A 15,774-nucleotide genomic window follows, 5' to 3' on the forward strand; every position below is an offset into this window, starting at 1 on the left:
TAAAACATAAAAATAATTATTTTTTAGCAAAAAGAATACCAACTTTTTGCTTAAGTATAAAAAAGGATACATAATGCAAGATTGGATTATAGCTGGCGTGATTATAGCTATCTTATCGGTTATGTTTGTAATCATAAAGATAAAGGAAACAAAATGATAAGAGCATACGCAAACACCATATCAAATATACTCAGCAATGAAAAATCTATAAAAAAAGACACGCTTTTTAAAAGAATGAACATAAAAGAAAGTGAATTTAATGAAGCTTTGAATTTTTTACTTGATCATAATTTTGTAAAACTAGAAGCTATTAGTGATGGTTTATTTGAAACCATTATAGTTCATTATGAGGGTAATTGAATGTGTATTAATGACAAAATTAAAGAAAAGTTAGGGTTAAAAACTTTTGATGAGGTAGAAAGAAAACTCAATTTGAAAAATCAAACTTTAAAGGTTTGGCTTAGCAATAAAAGCAAAACAAATTCTAAAGTAGAAAAAGCACTTTTAAGACTTGGTTTTTTGAATGAGGATTTGAGATTATCTAAGAGATTGAAAGATTTAAAACTAAAGCATAAAAAATTTACAGCTTTGATAGAAGAAAAAACAAAAACCATACAGGAGATTTCTGAACTTTTAAAAGAAATTGATGAGGTAGCTTGAAAACCTCATTAAGCACATTTTCTAAGTGTGCTTAAAAGGTTTTTAAAAGCTTGAAACTAGGTTTTAAGTGAATTTCCTTATTGCTAGCTTGGTGATCAAGCTAGCGTGTTCTTTATTTATCACACTCCACGGCGACGGGTGGGAAAGTGGGCTTTTTTAAAAAGCTTTGTTAAATGGTCAAAATACCAAAAGTTTAAATAACTTTGAATGCAGGCTCTATGTTTTGACATAAGTAGTGTTTAAATGGGAGTTAAACTCCCTTATAAGCCATATTAGCTTTCTTTATTTTGAGTAACCACCTTTATGGTGGTTTTTAACTTCCATTTATGCACTATAAAAAGGAAGAAAATGTCTTTTAAAGAAAAAATTAATACAGCCATAGAGCACGCAAGAGCTTTGGCTTTAATTAACAAAGAATGCTTAGATTTAATTGACTACATGGAAGAGTGTGATGAGGATGAATTAAGATCTAACCTAGATGACTTAAAAAAACTCTTGATAAAAGCAAAAGAATTATTGAAAGGATAGTAATGAATTTTAAGCCCATACAAAAAGAAAATGATGCATTTAAAAAAGCAAGAGAAATAGAAAGTTTAATAAGTGAGCTTAGCTCAAAGGGATTTAAACTTACAAAGGCAAATTCAAAATCTTTAGTTATGAAAAAAGGTTTTGATAAGGTAGCAAAATAACAAAAAAGAAAGGAATAAAATGCAAAACATAGGCTATGATAGTATCAAATTTGTAATCCCAAAATTTGCATTTTATAAATTTCTTAAAAAACATGATTTACACACAAAGCTTAGAAAAACAAACCGCAATAAAGCTATAGAAAAATACACAAAAGAGAAGTTTAAAAATATCAAAACAAAAGATAAGTTTTATGAGTTTAAGGTTAGGTATATAAACATCAAACCTAGAAATAAAAGTTTATCAAATACCATAATAGTGATAGAAAATTCAAAAGACACCCATGAAGTTGCTAGAAAAAATAAAAAGAAAAAAGACTTTTATGTAGAAGTACAGTTTAATGGTCTTTTTCAGCCTAGCAAAAGTGTGGTAGCTGATGTGTATAAGGTGTTAAGTAAAATGGTTAAGAGGTTTAAGGCTTATAGTTTTGATATAGCTTGTGATTTTTGTGATGAAAGTGCTTCTATGAGAAAATATGAAGAACATTTGCATGAGTTGTCTTTAAATAAAAAAATCAAAGGCGAAATGGTTTTTTATAAAAAATCTCTTTATGTAAATGGGGTGCATAGTAAGTTTTTTGATCTTGATAGAATTTTGATTTATGATAAGTATGAAAAGCAGACTAGTTATCACAAAGAAAAAATCAAAGAAGAATTTAAAGACTGGAAAAGATTAGAATTAACTTTCAAACTAAACTATAAATTTTTAAAATACATACAGCATAAACACATTCATGATGCTTTAGATTTTATATATGATTTTATAGCTTTACTAGGTAAAACATATAGCTTTACAAAAGAATTATTACTTATTAAACAAACAAAATATTTAATCAATCCAAGATGGACAAAAGATATAAAACCATATGCATTAAAGGATGTTGCATGAGTATCATAACACATATAATTGAGGCTAATGAAATAGCTCGTGCATGTTTAAAAAATGACTTAAAATATAGTTTGAAAGAAGCAAGGATTATCAATAGTGCAAATGAAAGAATGTTGTGTTTTTATTTTGATAATCCTTTTGCTATAGATTTGTTTGAAAGAAACAAAGAAAGTATCAAAAATGACTTAAGATGTGAATACAAGAAAAAAATCAAACTTTATAAACGCATTGATTTTGTATTTTACGATATTTGCTCAAAAAACACTAATGAGCTTAAATCAAGAACAACAGAAGAAAAACAAATACTTCAAAGGGGTATAGATATGCTTGAAAATATTATAAAAAGGAGTAAAAATGGAAAACATAGATAATCAAAATAATCTAAAAGAGCTATCTATGAAAATTGTATCTTTACATAAAGCTATAGAGCATGCAGAGTATGAAAGAAGTGCTTTAAATTCAGCCATTAAAGAGTATAAAGAAGATTTAAAAACAGCTATAAGAGAGCTTGAGCAAATGAAAGAACCTAATCTTTTTAATCAAGAAAATATAGAGGAATGAAATGCATACACCTAAATTATTTAATGATCACTTTCAAAACTACAAAAGGTATCATATACCAAAAGCACAGCTTGTAATAGCTGATATACCTTATAATCTTGGAAATAATGCTTATGCGAGCAGTCCTGAGTGGTATATAGGTGGTGATAATAAAAACGGCGAGAGTAAAAAAGCTAACAAGTCTTTTTTTGACACTGATCATAATTTTAATGTTAATGAATTTATGCACTTTTGTAGCACTATGTTAATAAAAGAGCCAAAAGAATGTGGCAAAGCACCATGTATGATAGTTTTTTGCTCTTTTGAGCAACAGTTCATGTTAATAAATGTGGCAAAAAAGTATGGTTTTAAACACTACATTAATTTAGTCTTTAGAAAACAAAATTCTTCTCAAGTTTTAAAAGCAAATATGAGAATAGTTGGAAATTGTGAATACGCATTGCTTTTTTATAGAGAAAAACTTCCAAAATTTAACAATGATGGAAAAATGATTATGAATTGCTTTGAGTGGGTAAAAGATAAAGATATTAACAAAATACATCCTACCCAAAAGCCTGTAAAACTTTTAGAAAGATTGATTAGCATTTTTACTGATGCTGGGGATGTGGTTATAGACCCTTGTGCTGGGAGTGGAAGCACATTGGTTGCTGGTGCAAATCTTAATCGCAAGGCTTATGGATTTGAAATTAAAAAAGATTTTTTTAAAAGTGCAAATGAGATTATGTTTAAACATGTGGAAAGAAGTTTGTTTGCATGATTAGAAAATAACAAAATAATATAGGTGAAACAAAACGAAGACTTGATGATTTAATAAATTATAATTATCAGATTTTAAAAGATAAATTCAATAAAAGATTAAACATAAAGGAGACAAAATGCTACAAATGATGAAAGATTTTTTAGATCAAAGAAATTTGATAGAAAAACACTTAGAAGAAATAAAACAACAATTATCAAAAATGCTTAAAGAATTTCTTTCTATAAGAAATGATCTTTCATTTTCTAATGGATGTAACTCTTTAGAAGAAGAAATTAGACATTATTGGAAGATAGAGGCTTGGCTTGATGTAGAGCTTAAAAGAATATGTATAAAGCTTATAGATACAAGAGTTTCTTATAATAGTTTTGATTTTGAGAATGTCAAAGTATTATTAGCACATACTTTAAGTTATGAAGAGCAAAAAGCCATTATAAAATCACTCAATTTAGAAACAAACATTAAAAAGGATTAATATGAAATTATTAAGTACAAAAGAAGTTGCACAGTATTTGGGTTTTAGCGTTGATAGGATAAGAAAAATGAGAATGAGAAAAAATCAAGCCATTTATAACTTTCCAAAGGGTGTTAGAGTAGGAAAAGTTTTAATGTATGAAAAGAAAGAAATCGATGATTGGATAAAATATTGCAAGGTTAGCTAAGCTTTCCTGCAAGTTTTTCTATATAATCTCCCCACCACTGCATTAATCTTCTTTTTAATTCTATATTTTTACTTCTATTGTAAGCTTTTAATATTGCATTTTTTTGCTCATGAGCTAAGCATTGTTCTGCTATATCCATACTTACTCCATGTTCTAATTGCTTTTCGTTTGCAATGCTTCTAAACATAGCACGAAATCCATGTGCGCTTTGAATTCCTTTATATCCTAAGCGTTTATTGGTATTGCATGTGATATTTTCACTATTACATCCTTTTTTAGAAGAACCAGCAAAAACATAATCATTGACTTTAATTGCATATTGATTTTTTAATATACTTATGGCTTGTTTGCTTAATGCTATATTATGCTCTTTACGCATTTTCATTTTTTGAGCTGATATAGTCCAAATTTCATTTTTAAAGTCTATCTCATCCCAAGTAGCTTTTATAACATTGCCAGGTCTTTGGGCTGTTAAAAGCACAAAAAGCATTAAATTTTTATGACTTTGTTTGATATCTGAATGTATTAGAGTATTTATATATTCTTTAATATCAGATTCATCTAATAGGGTAGGTTGGTGTATAACCTGATTTGGTTTTTTAAATACAATATTGTTTTTGATAGAAGCTACGGGATTGTTTTCTATGATCTCAAGTTGTAAAGCATATTCAAATACTTTATTTATCCATATCTTTGCTTTTTGAAGCGTAGCGCTTTTATGCTCTATGGTCTTTAAAATATTAACAATATCTACTCTTTTTATATCATTAATATTTTTATATTCTAAAGATTTAAAAATACCTTCTTTGTAGCTTAGACCTCTTTGGATTGTTTTCGCTGCTAAATTACTCTTTCTTGCATTTTCTAATACTTCATCATATAATACGCCAAATTTCAATCTTTTTGCATTGCTTATGTTTTGACCCTTGGCTTTTAGTTTGTGCGAATTTATAGCTATTTCTCTAAGCTCTGCTAGGGAAAGCAAGGGGTATTCCCCAAGTGTTATATAAGTATCATTAGCTTGTCTTGTTTTAAATAGTTTTCTACCACTAGGATAAACAAAAACATATAATCCCTTTATACTAGGATCGCTAAATTTTATAAATTTTTTACCATTATCGCATTTTACGCTTTTTAAGAAACTATCTGTAAGTTTATTAATTTTTGCCATTTTTATTCTTTGTATTATTGTAAAAAGTAACCCATTTAGTAGCCCACTTTTTTAAAAGTAACCCACTTTTTTTGCAATATTTTAACACAAAAAATAACAAAATAGAATAAAAAAGAATGTTTATATAATCCCTTAAATATAGGATTTTAAAGATAATTTATTGAAAAATAACATTTGGGAGTAAAAAACAAATGGTGCCCGAGGTCGGACTCGAACCGACACAAGGTTGCCCTTACCAGATTTTGAGTCTGGCGCGTCTACCAGTTTCACCACTCGGGCTTTTTGAAAGTTTTAAAATAATTAAATAGAATATGGGATTATACTAAAAAAAAATTAAAACAATATAAAATATTTTATATAAAAAATTTAAATATCATTAAAATTTGGAACTTTTTTTGCTTGTAAATAATTAAAAAATTTATTTGCGGAGCAAAATAATGAGAATTAGCAATCAGTATAATTACTACACTTCTATACAAAACTACACAGATGGTCAGTCTTTGCTTAATAAATATAATTTGCAGCTACAAACAGGTCAGCTTATTCAGCATTCTTGGGAAAATGCAAATGTTTATATTAATGGCTCAAGATTAGAATATGAGATGGCAAACATAGGTCAAATAGTTCAAGGAACTCAATCTGCTATGGAGCTAGCAAAAAACACAGATACTGCCTTGAAAAATATCACAGAACTTTTAGAAAAATTTAAAACATTACTCACAAAAGCTGCAAGTGATGGTAATTCTCAAGAATCAAGAGAGGCTATAGCAAAAGAACTCAAACTTGTAAGAGATTCTATTGTAAATATTGCTAATACTAGTATCAATGGGCAATATCTCTTTGCAGGATCAAATAGTGCAAATAAACCTTTTGATAATTATGGAAATTATACTGGGAATAAAGATAATATTTTTGTAGTAAGTGGTGCTGGCACCCAAATTCCTTATAATATACCTGGATGGGATTTATTTTTTAAGCCTGATTCAAATATCAATAAAATTATTTCAACAAATGTTTCTTTTACTGATGCTCGTTATCCGGACAAAAAAGAATTTTTAACCGGAGAATCTAAATTTTCACATTTAATAGGCCAAAACTATGTTCAAAATGGAGAACTTGATCCAGATAAAAATTTTCAAGATAGCTATGATGAGAAACTTCCTTTCCCGCATTCAGCTATGTATATTCAAGGCGTTAGACCCGATGGAACAAGTTTTAAAGCTACTTTAGATATAGATCCTGATGCAAAAATTGAAGATGTATTAAAAAATATTGGAAGATTATATGGAAATACAGAGGGAAATGAGGTTGTTAAAGTAGCATTAAATGATAGCGGACAGATAGAAATAAAGAGTTTAAAAGAAGGAAGTAGTTCTTTAGATTTTCATGCTGTTGCTTTAACTCCACAGCTTCAAGATGCAGAACAAATCAAAGCCTTAAGTGCTGCTGCTCAAAGAGAAGGTATTAGCATGGAGGATGTAACCAATCGTATTATGCAAGCAGCACACGGAGGAAATTTAAATAACACTAGAAATCCAGTAACAGTAGAAGTTGGCGGCGAGCAATTTACTGTAAACTTGCACAAAACAGATTTTATTAAAAGTAACATCAATGGTGATAAAACTAATGGGGCTAGTTATGATGTGCCTTTTGAAAAAGATGGAAATACTGTTTTTGGCAATGTTTCTCAAGTGATTAAAGGTACAAGTGAATATGCTACTGATAGTACAAAGTTAAGTGAAGTTGTAGCAAATGCCAATGGAAGCATGCAAGGTCAACAGCTCCAAATGGAAATTGTTTCTAAAAGTGGACAAACTTATAATGTAACTATAAATTTGGAAACTTCAACTGTAAGTTATGTTAATCCAAACAATCCTAATCAAACTATAAGTTTTCCTATTACTCACTCTCAATATAATGAAAATACAGGTAATGCAGTGGGTATGCAAACAAGACCTGAAGATATTACTTATGGCCAGTTAAATGATATTATCGGTATGTTTGCAAGTGATAATGTTCCTACAGCAACTATTACTCCAAATGCAAACGGAACTATTAATAATAATGATTTTCAAACTATCCAACAAGACATAGCTGATTCTAAAGGTTTTGTTGAAGTTAGTATGGACTATAAAGGTCGTATAAGTATTACTGATAAATTTTCAAGTAACACTAATATAGGTCTTACTATTAAGGATTCAAATTCAAATAGCGGTTTTCCTCCAGCAGGTACTTCTGTAAATGGATCAGGTTTTGTATTTAGTGCAAATAATTCTTTAACTATTGATGATCCAAATGTTGATTTGATTAAAGATTTAGATGAGATGATAGATGCTGTTTTAAATGGCAGTATGAGAGCTGACTCAGAAGGAAGTGATCCTAGAAATACAGGTTTACAAGGGGCTTTAGAAAGAATAGATCATTTGCAAGATCATGTTAGAAAAATGCAAACAACCATAGGAGCTTACACTAATAATATAGAAGAGACAAATAAAAGAATGACTTTTTTAAATATCAATGTAGCTTCTATTAAAAGCGGTGTAACTGATGCTGATTATGGGCAAACTTATATGCAGTTTATGCAAACTATGGTATCTTATCAAGCTATGCTTTCGGCTACTTCTAAAATTTCTCAAATTAGTTTATTAAACTACTTATAATTTTTTGATATAATAGCTTTTTTCTTTATAAAGGATATATTATAAAAAAAGAAGCTATTTTTGTTATTTCTAATATTTTTATTTTTTATTTTTGCTTAAGTGCTTTGATACCCGATCAAGCTTTAGTAAGTATTATAGGGTATTCCTTGGCAAAACTTAGTTATTTTTTATTTGGATCATTGACTAAATTTTACCCTTTTGTCTTTTTTTGGTTTAATTATCTTTTGTATAAAAATAACTATAATTTTGAACTTATAGAGCGTAGATTTAGTGTGGCTGTTTTTGCTTGTATTTTTGCTTCACTTATTTTTGCTTCAGCGTTCTTGCAAGATAAAGGCTATATAGCCTCTGCTATGTTTGTAATCTTAGATGGACTTTTTGGAAAAATAGGAAGTTTAATCTTGGTGATTTTGCTTTTAGCTTTTGCTTTTAGTATTTCTTTTCCGCAAATTATCAAAGAGGTATTTAAAATAGAGCTTGATTTTGATTTTTATTTAAAACTTGAAACTTTAATTAAAAATAAAATTTTTGGCTTTTTTGGTGGCGATAAGTATGAAAATGAAACTAAAGAAGAGCAAGAAAAGCTCAAACAAGAGCTTTTAATTAAAGATAAAACAGAAGAATTTATCAAGGAAAAAGAGCTACCAAAAAAAGAAATCCAAGAGAATAAAAAATTTAACCTTGAAGATTTAAAAAATCAAGAATTAGAAGAGGTTGTGATTAGTGAAGAGGATAAAAAGCTAGGTTCAAGTTATATTCATGAGCTTTCAGAGCCTATTGCAAGTTTTGCTCAAAAAGCTAGTCAAATAAATATAAAGGAAGATGAAATGACCCCTGAAGAGTATTTATTAAAATACAAAAATAAAAGTGAAGATATTTATACTCAAACTTTAAAAAGTAAAAATTTAGATGAACCAAGCTATAAAAGACGCAATATGGATTTAAACGAAAACAAAGAAGAGGTGATAGAAGAAAATTCTTTGTTTGCCAAAGAGCTTAAAGAGCGTGAGCAAATGCTACAAAAAGCTAAATTGCTAGAAGAATATAAAGCCTTGCAAAAAGAAAAAATCTTAGAAGAGCTTAATGAGGATTTTAAAAAAATTGAAGAATTAAATGCTATAGAAGCACAAAAAGAAGCTGAGTTTAAAAAAATTCAAAATAAAACTAGCTTTTTAGGGGTAAAAGAATTTAAAGATGAAGATTTTATTCCGCAAAATGAAGTAAAAGAACTTGATTTTAGTGAAGATGATTTTGCCAAGCCTATTAGTATAGAAGAGCTAAGAAGTAAAAGAAACTATGAAAATCCTTTTGTAGTAGAAGAAGCACAAAATGAAGTTAAAGAAGAAAAAATTCCATTTGAGATTACCCAAGAGCCTATAATAGAAGTAATAGAAAATAAAACACACCATTCTATCACTAATGAAGTGAGTGAAAATAAAGCTTTATTAAAAGATCTTGACTTTGGGAATTTTGAAAAACCAAAAGATTTTTCTTTACCACCTTTAGATTTTTTAACTATGCCAAAAGAAGGCAAAAGCGAGATAAATGAAGAAGAAATAGATAGAAAAATTTATGATTTATTGGAAAAATTAAGACGCTTTAAAATAGGTGGAGATGTAGTTAGAACTTACACAGGTCCTGTTGTAACTACTTTTGAATTTCGCCCAGCAGCAGATGTTAAAGTAAGTAAAATTTTATCATTACAAGATGATTTAGCTATGGCTTTAAAAGCTCAAACTATAAGAATTCAAGCTCCAATTCCAGGTAAAGATGTAGTGGGAATTGAAGTTCCAAATGAAAAAATCGATACGATTTACTTAAGAGAAATTTTAGAAAGTGAGGTATTTAAAAATTCTAGCTCACCTTTAACTATAGCTTTAGGTAAAGATATAGTAGGCGATCCTTTCATCACAGATCTTAAAAAGCTTCCTCATCTTTTAATAGCAGGAACTACAGGAAGTGGTAAAAGTGTGGGTATAAATTCTATGCTTTTATCTTTGCTTTATAGAAATTCGCCAAAAACCTTAAGACTTATGATGATAGATCCTAAAATGCTTGAATTTAGTATTTATAATGATATTCCACATTTACTTACACCGGTAATTACTGATCCTAAAAAGGCGGTAAATGCTTTATCAAATATGGTGGCTGAAATGGAACGCAGATATCGTTTGATGGCTGAAGCAAAAACTAAAAATATAGAAAATTACAATGAAAAGATCAAAGAACAAGGTGGAGAAATTTTACCATTTATTGTAGTGATTATTGATGAGTTGGCTGATTTAATGATGACAGCAGGTAAGGATGTAGAGTTTTATATAGGTCGTTTAGCACAAATGGCAAGAGCAAGTGGAATTCACTTGATCGTAGCCACGCAACGCCCTTCAGTAGATGTTGTTACTGGTGTTGTAAAAGCAAATTTACCAAGTAGAATTTCTTATAAAGTAGGGCAAAAGATAGATTCTAAGGTTATTTTAGATTCTATGGGAGCTGAAAGTTTATTAGGGCGTGGAGATTGTTTATTTACCCCTCCTGGTATGAGTGGTTTAGTGCGTTTGCACGCACCTTTTGCAAGTGAAAATGAAATCGAAAATATTGTAGAGTTTTTAAAAGCTCAACAAGTAGTAGAATATGATGAGAGCTTTTTAAAAGATGATAGTCAAGATGGAGCTTATAAAAGAAGTGAATTTGATGATGGAGATTTAGATGAACTTTATGAAGAAGCAAAGGCTGTAATCTTAGAAGATAGAAAAACTAGTATTTCTTATTTGCAAAGACGCTTAAAAATAGGCTACAACCGCGCAGCAAATATTATAGAACAACTTTCACAAACAGGTGTTTTAAGCGAACCTGATGCAAAAGGCCAAAGAGAAATTTTATAATCAATTTCTTATTGCCTTGTTATGATCTTTTAAAGTAGAGGTAAAAATATGCTTATTGGTTTTTTTATCTCTTACAAAGTATAAATATTCTGTTTTAGCAGGAAAAATAGCTGCCTTAATAGCTTCAAATGAAACATTACACACAGCTTCTTTTGGTATGCCATTAAATTTATAAGTATTGTAAGAACTATTATCTGATCTTATTCTTTGTGGAGTGATTTTTTCATGAGAGTATTTTCCATAATTTAATGTCCCATCCATTTGAAGCTTCATGCCTTTTCTTAAGCGATTTCTAATCACAGATGAAACTATAGGCATTTCTTCATTACTCGCTGCTTCTTTTTGTATAATAGAAGCAATGATGATATATTCATGCCATTTTTTTTCATTGTATTCTCTAAAAATTTTATAAGAAAGTTTTTTAAATTCACTTGCAGAGTAAGCCAAAAGATATTTTACTAAAAGCTCTTCTGTAATGCCTTTTGGAATTTTATAAGTTTCGGGAAAAAGCATACCTTCTTTAAAAGGGCTTTGTTTGTAAAATTCTTGCATTAAGGTTTTGGCATTTAAATTTAACTTTGGTGCTAATTCTTCAAAGAAAATTTCAGTCGTTTCCCCAGGAATTAAAGTAATAGTTTCAAGTGCTGCTTTAGCGACGGTAAGCTTATGTAAAAATTCAGCTCTATTTAGTTCTTTTGTGCCTATATTTATCCAGCCAGATTGTGGATGGCCTAAAAAATATAAAGTATATTTATCAATATTGCTCATTTTATAGTTATTTTTATCTAATTGCGTTATAATCTTACTAACAGAACCTTGTGGTATAAAAACTACAGAGTTTGTTTTTATAGGTAAAAGTAGATAATAAAAAATGGATAAAAGAAAAATTAAAATCAAATCACAACATATTAAAAAAATTCTTAAATTTTTAGCATTACCTATGATACTTTTCATTGTTTTGTTTATTTACCTCAAAAATGGAATTTACATAGAAAAATTAGAAATTTCTTCTATTAATTTGGAGAAATTATATATTAAATTAGATAAAAAACTCATTTTAAATGCAAAAAAAGTTATAGTAAATTCTCAAAATCAAAACACTCAAAATGAAACTAGTGCGAGTAAAGCTGTACAGCTTATCAAAGATGTAAAATATATTTATTGGTTTTTTCAAGAAATCAATATAGATGAAATTTTTGTTAATAACTATCCCGTGGAATTAATTTATAAAAATAATCTATTTTTTGTAAACAGTAAAAATCTTTTAGTAAAAGTCAATTTAAAAATTAGTGATAAAAATATACAAGCTAATATTGATAATTTTCTTTTAAAAGATCATAACCTTAGTGTAGTTGGCTCTTTACTTATCAATCCTAAGACAAAATTTTATACTTTTAAAGGAGAAATTGATAGTGATTTTTTAAAAAGTGATGTCAAATTCTCACTTAAAAGAGAAGAAATTGCTTATGAATTAGAAAATATAAGCTCAAATAATATTTCAAAAATTTTTGATATTTTAGTGGAAAATGGAGTGCATTTGCCTTCTAATCTTGCTCTTTGGGTGGGCGGTAAGGTAAAGGCTGATTTTTATTTTATAGAGAAATTAAATGGCTTTGCAGATTTTGGAAAACATAGATATTATTTGAATGATATTAGTGCTAAAGGTTATGTAAATAATTTGAAGGTGGTTTTAGATAAAGGTATAGATCCTATCATTAGTCCTTTTGTAAGGCTTGAATTTAATAAACAAAAATTAGAATTTATCTATGATAAATTATATTTTAACAATTATAATCTCAATCAAAGTCAAATTTATATAGACAATATGCTAAATGAAAAAGCAGGAATTTATATACGCATAAAAAGTGACAATGCTAGAGCTGATTATAGAGTGAATAAAATTTTGCGTTTATATGGTATAAAATTACCATTTTTACAAAACAATGGTGTTGCAAAGACTGATTTAGTTTTGAAAATTCCTTTTGAACACCCTGAAAGAGTTTCATATAAAGGAAATTTTGATATTGTAAATTCTAATATAAATATAAGTGACTTTAAAATCATACAAGCAAATATTGATTTACAAAAAGATAAATTAGAGATTAAAAATGCAAGTGTACAAAGTGAATTAATCAGCGGTGATTTTAATGCAAGTATTGATTTAAAGCAAAAAAAAGGTGATTTTAAGACCTTTATAGCAAATTTAAAATTACCACAAGATAGCTTAAAAATGGAAAATAAATTTCTTGATTTAGATCTTAACTATGATAAAAATATCAGTTTATATAATAAAGAGCTTACTACGACTTTAAATTTTGATCAAGGTATGTCTGTTTATGTTGCTAAGCTTGCAAAGTATAAGACTTATTCTAAATTAATGCAAAAAAATAATGTGCATGATGGAGAGTTGTCATTAGACACTTTAAATTTTAAAGATTTTGATGTAGATATAAATAATACCACTTTTGAATCATTTTTACTCTATAAGGATAATAATCCTTATGAGTATGATAGTTTTAGTATAAAAATAAAGGGAGAAGATTTTAATTTAACTAGCGCAAGTGGTAGTGTTTTTGCACAAAAAGACAATGATGATATTAACATTACTTTAAATAATGTTAATTTATTATTTTCAGAACAAGATACAGAAAATACACTAGATAATCTTGAAAATTCAAATTACAATATCAGTGCTAAAAATATAGATTTGATCTTAAAAGATTTTAACAAAACTTTAGATTTTGATCAATTTAATGCTAAAATCAAAAAAGACTATATAAAAGCTTGGGCTAATAGAAATGAGTCTAAATTTGAGCTTTTGCTTAAAGAAAATCAAATGCAAATTAGAGCTTTAAAAATGGATGATGATTTTCTAAATACTTTTATGCGTCAAAATGTTTTTGAAAAAGGCGAGTTTAATCTTTATGTAGATGGTAATAGTACTGATTTTTTTAAAGGCAAATTTTTATTTAAAGATACTTATTTAAAAGATTTAAAATTTCATCAGCAACTCTTAAGTTTTATTGATACCATACCTAGTTTGATTTTATTTAAAGCTCCAACTTTTAATGAAAAAGGTTTTAGTGTAGAAAATGCTGGTATAAGTTTTAATCGCAAAAAAGATCTTTTTGAAATAGATGCGCTAAATTTTAATGGTGATAGTGCAGATATTTTAGGTCAAGCTAAAATCAATTTAAGAAGTAGTCAAGTGGATGGTTTATTAGAGCTTAGAACGCTAAAATCAGCTAGTTCGGTTATTTCTAAAGTTCCAATTATCAATCAAATTATATTAGGCAAAGACAGGCAAATTAGCACACAAATTAAACTAGGTGGAACAATTGATAATCCCGAGTTTAAAACTCAACTTATCGCACAAAGTTTGCAACTTCCTTATCATTTGATAAAAAATATTTTTGAATTACCGACAAATTTAGTTAAATAATACCACAAAGGAGCTAAGATGAAAATTACCATCATAGGAGCAGGAAATGTCGGTGCAAGCATTGCTTATGCTTTAATTTTAAGAGAATTAATAGATGAGATTATATTGATTGATATTAATAAAGACTTGCTTTTTGCTAGAGAATTAGAACTAAGTCAAAGCATAGCCGCTTTTAATTTTGATATTAAAATAACTTGTACGGATGATTATACATACTCAAAAGATTCTCAAGTGGTTATTTTTAGTGCAGGTGTAGCTAGAAAAGAAGGTCAAAGTAGAGATGAGCTTTTTGCTATTAATTCTAAAATTATGCTTGAGTGTGCAAAAAATATTAAAAAATTTAACAACGATCCTTTGTTTATCATAGTAAGCAATCCTGTAGATTTTTTACTCAACGCTCTTTATGAAAGTAAATTATTTTCATTAAAAAAAATCATTGCTATGGCAGGTGTTTTAGATAATGCTAGATTTAAATATGAAGTGAGCAAAAAATTAGATATAAAAACTTCTTATATAGATACTAAGCTTATAGGTTTTCACAATGATAGTATGGTTTTGGTAAAATCTCAAAGTAAAGTGCAAAATAAAGCTTTAAGTGAAGTCTTAAATAAGCAAGATATTGTTCAAATTGAACAAGAGGTTAAAACCGGTGGTGCTAAAATTATAAAATATTTAAAAACTTCAGCCTATTTAGCTCCTGCTAGTGCTTGCGTGAGAATGATAGAGGCTTTAAAAAGTGGAGAATTTTTACCAGTATGTGTGATTTTAGATGGAGAATATGGCATAAGAGAAAAAGCTTTTGGAGTTATGGCAAGGATTAGTCTTGATGGGGTGCTTGAAACTTTAGAATTAAAATTAGACAATCAAGAACAAATTGCATTGGAAAATTCTTTTATTCAGTATAATTATAAATAATTTTTTAGGAGTTTTTTACTCCTAATGTTACTTTGTGTTATAAAATCTTATTAGTTTTATTTTATCTTTTAAATAATATTTAATCATGCTATAAATTCGCTATAATAAAAAGTTTGTTTTAAAAATAATTTTTAATAAAAAATCATTAGAAAATTACAAAAAACTAGAAAGGAATATTAATGATTGCTCCAGAGAATACACCAGTTTGGGTTGATGAAGCAAGATGTAAGGCTTGTAATATCTGTGTTAGCTATTGTCCAGCCGGAGTTTTAGCAATGAGAGATGAAATCAGTGCAGTTTTAGGACAGATGATAGAAGTGGTTTATCCTGATTCTTGTATAGGCTGTAGTGAATGTGAAAGTCACTGTCCTGATTTTGCGATTTTTGTTGCCAAAAGAGATGAATTTAAATTTGCAAAGCTTACGCCAGAAGCTAAAGAAAGAGCACAAGCTGTTAAAGAAAATAAATACAAAAAACTAAATGCATAGG

At 28.2% G+C, this 15,774-nt stretch carries 17 protein-coding genes and 1 tRNA gene; 15 read left to right on the plus strand and 3 right to left on the minus strand.

The genetic code is table 11. The features are described 5' to 3' along the window. Positions 1 to 153: 153 nt before the first annotated feature. The 10 genes from L8W56_RS07270 to L8W56_RS07315 all read left to right on the plus strand — a co-directional run bounded on the left by L8W56_RS07270 (position 154) and on the right by L8W56_RS07315 (position 4,215). Positions 154 to 360 carry a hypothetical protein gene (locus L8W56_RS07270; RefSeq protein ID WP_041570280.1) on the plus strand — a complete coding sequence of 69 codons (207 nt, stop codon included), beginning with the start codon at positions 154 to 156 and terminating at the stop codon, positions 358 to 360. Continuing rightward, positions 361 to 660, plus strand: a complete 300-nt coding sequence (locus tag L8W56_RS07275; RefSeq protein ID WP_263659864.1) for a hypothetical protein — start codon at positions 361 to 363, stop codon at positions 658 to 660. 348 nt (positions 661 to 1,008) lie between these two features. Continuing rightward, on the plus strand, positions 1,009 to 1,188 hold the full coding sequence (locus tag L8W56_RS07280) for a hypothetical protein (RefSeq protein ID WP_257395779.1): 180 nt from the start codon (positions 1,009 to 1,011) through the stop codon (positions 1,186 to 1,188). 2 nt (positions 1,189 to 1,190) lie between these two features. Next, complete coding sequence (locus tag L8W56_RS07285) at positions 1,191 to 1,349, plus strand: hypothetical protein (RefSeq protein WP_012661539.1); 159 nt, start codon at positions 1,191 to 1,193, stop codon at positions 1,347 to 1,349. Positions 1,350 to 1,368: 19 nt separating this feature from the next. Then, positions 1,369 to 2,235, plus strand: coding sequence for a hypothetical protein (locus L8W56_RS07290; RefSeq protein ID WP_263659865.1), 867 nt, complete (start codon positions 1,369 to 1,371; stop codon positions 2,233 to 2,235). After that, on the plus strand, positions 2,232 to 2,606 hold the full coding sequence (locus tag L8W56_RS07295) for a hypothetical protein (RefSeq protein ID WP_047208322.1): 375 nt from the start codon (positions 2,232 to 2,234) through the stop codon (positions 2,604 to 2,606). The genes L8W56_RS07290 and L8W56_RS07295 overlap by 4 nt, the downstream gene beginning before the upstream one ends. After that, positions 2,590 to 2,796 (plus strand): hypothetical protein, encoded by a 207-nt coding sequence (locus L8W56_RS07300; RefSeq protein WP_072229140.1) that lies wholly within the window; start codon positions 2,590 to 2,592, stop codon positions 2,794 to 2,796. Before L8W56_RS07295 ends, L8W56_RS07300 begins: the two co-directional genes overlap by 17 nt. A gap of 1 nt (position 2,797) precedes the next feature. Next, positions 2,798 to 3,553, plus strand: a complete 756-nt coding sequence (locus L8W56_RS07305) for a DNA-methyltransferase (RefSeq protein WP_263659866.1) — start codon at positions 2,798 to 2,800, stop codon at positions 3,551 to 3,553. A 118-nt stretch (positions 3,554 to 3,671) separates the two neighbouring features. After that, positions 3,672 to 4,028 (plus strand): hypothetical protein, encoded by a 357-nt coding sequence (locus L8W56_RS07310; RefSeq protein ID WP_012661535.1) that lies wholly within the window; start codon positions 3,672 to 3,674, stop codon positions 4,026 to 4,028. A gap of 1 nt (position 4,029) precedes the next feature. Beyond that, on the plus strand, positions 4,030 to 4,215 hold the full coding sequence (locus tag L8W56_RS07315; RefSeq protein WP_012661534.1) for a helix-turn-helix transcriptional regulator: 186 nt from the start codon (positions 4,030 to 4,032) through the stop codon (positions 4,213 to 4,215). On the opposite strand, the gene L8W56_RS07320 is transcribed toward L8W56_RS07315, so the two are convergent. Continuing rightward, positions 4,208 to 5,386: a tyrosine-type recombinase/integrase gene (locus L8W56_RS07320; RefSeq protein WP_047208317.1), complete on the minus strand. Its 1,179-nt coding sequence runs from the start codon at positions 5,384 to 5,386 to the stop codon at positions 4,208 to 4,210. The genes L8W56_RS07315 and L8W56_RS07320 overlap by 8 nt on opposite strands. Before the next feature lie 192 nt (positions 5,387 to 5,578). After that, positions 5,579 to 5,665, minus strand: a tRNA-Leu gene (locus L8W56_RS07325). A gap of 158 nt (positions 5,666 to 5,823) precedes the next feature. On the opposite strand from L8W56_RS07325, the gene flgL reads away from it, so the two are divergent. Beyond that, positions 5,824 to 8,046 carry a flagellar hook-associated protein FlgL gene (flgL, locus tag L8W56_RS07330; protein ID WP_263659867.1) on the plus strand — a complete coding sequence of 741 codons (2,223 nt, stop codon included), beginning with the start codon at positions 5,824 to 5,826 and terminating at the stop codon, positions 8,044 to 8,046. A 353-nt stretch (positions 8,047 to 8,399) separates the two neighbouring features. Beyond that, positions 8,400 to 10,928, plus strand: coding sequence for a DNA translocase FtsK (locus L8W56_RS07335; RefSeq protein WP_412175544.1), 2,529 nt, complete (start codon positions 8,400 to 8,402; stop codon positions 10,926 to 10,928). Here L8W56_RS07335 and mltG read toward each other — a convergent pair whose 3' ends face one another. Next, positions 10,929 to 11,882: an endolytic transglycosylase MltG gene (gene mltG / locus L8W56_RS07340; protein WP_133318850.1), complete on the minus strand. Its 954-nt coding sequence runs from the start codon at positions 11,880 to 11,882 to the stop codon at positions 10,929 to 10,931. On the opposite strand from mltG, the gene L8W56_RS07345 reads away from it, so the two are divergent. The 3 genes from L8W56_RS07345 (at position 11,869) to L8W56_RS07355 (ending at position 15,773) form a co-directional block, all read left to right on the plus strand. Then, on the plus strand, positions 11,869 to 14,370 hold the full coding sequence (locus tag L8W56_RS07345; protein WP_263659868.1) for an AsmA-like C-terminal domain-containing protein: 2,502 nt from the start codon (positions 11,869 to 11,871) through the stop codon (positions 14,368 to 14,370). The genes mltG and L8W56_RS07345 overlap by 14 nt on opposite strands. Before the next feature lie 18 nt (positions 14,371 to 14,388). Beyond that, positions 14,389 to 15,285 carry a malate dehydrogenase gene (locus L8W56_RS07350; RefSeq protein WP_263659869.1) on the plus strand — a complete coding sequence of 299 codons (897 nt, stop codon included), beginning with the start codon at positions 14,389 to 14,391 and terminating at the stop codon, positions 15,283 to 15,285. Positions 15,286 to 15,458: 173 nt separating this feature from the next. Next, positions 15,459 to 15,773: a 4Fe-4S binding protein gene (locus L8W56_RS07355; protein WP_263659882.1), complete on the plus strand. Its 315-nt coding sequence runs from the start codon at positions 15,459 to 15,461 to the stop codon at positions 15,771 to 15,773. Position 15,774: the final 1 nt, after the last annotated feature.

The sequence above is a fragment of the Campylobacter sp. IFREMER_LSEM_CL1085 genome, from assembly GCF_025772235.1.
Taxonomy (GTDB): domain Bacteria; phylum Campylobacterota; class Campylobacteria; order Campylobacterales; family Campylobacteraceae; genus Campylobacter_D; species Campylobacter_D lari_D.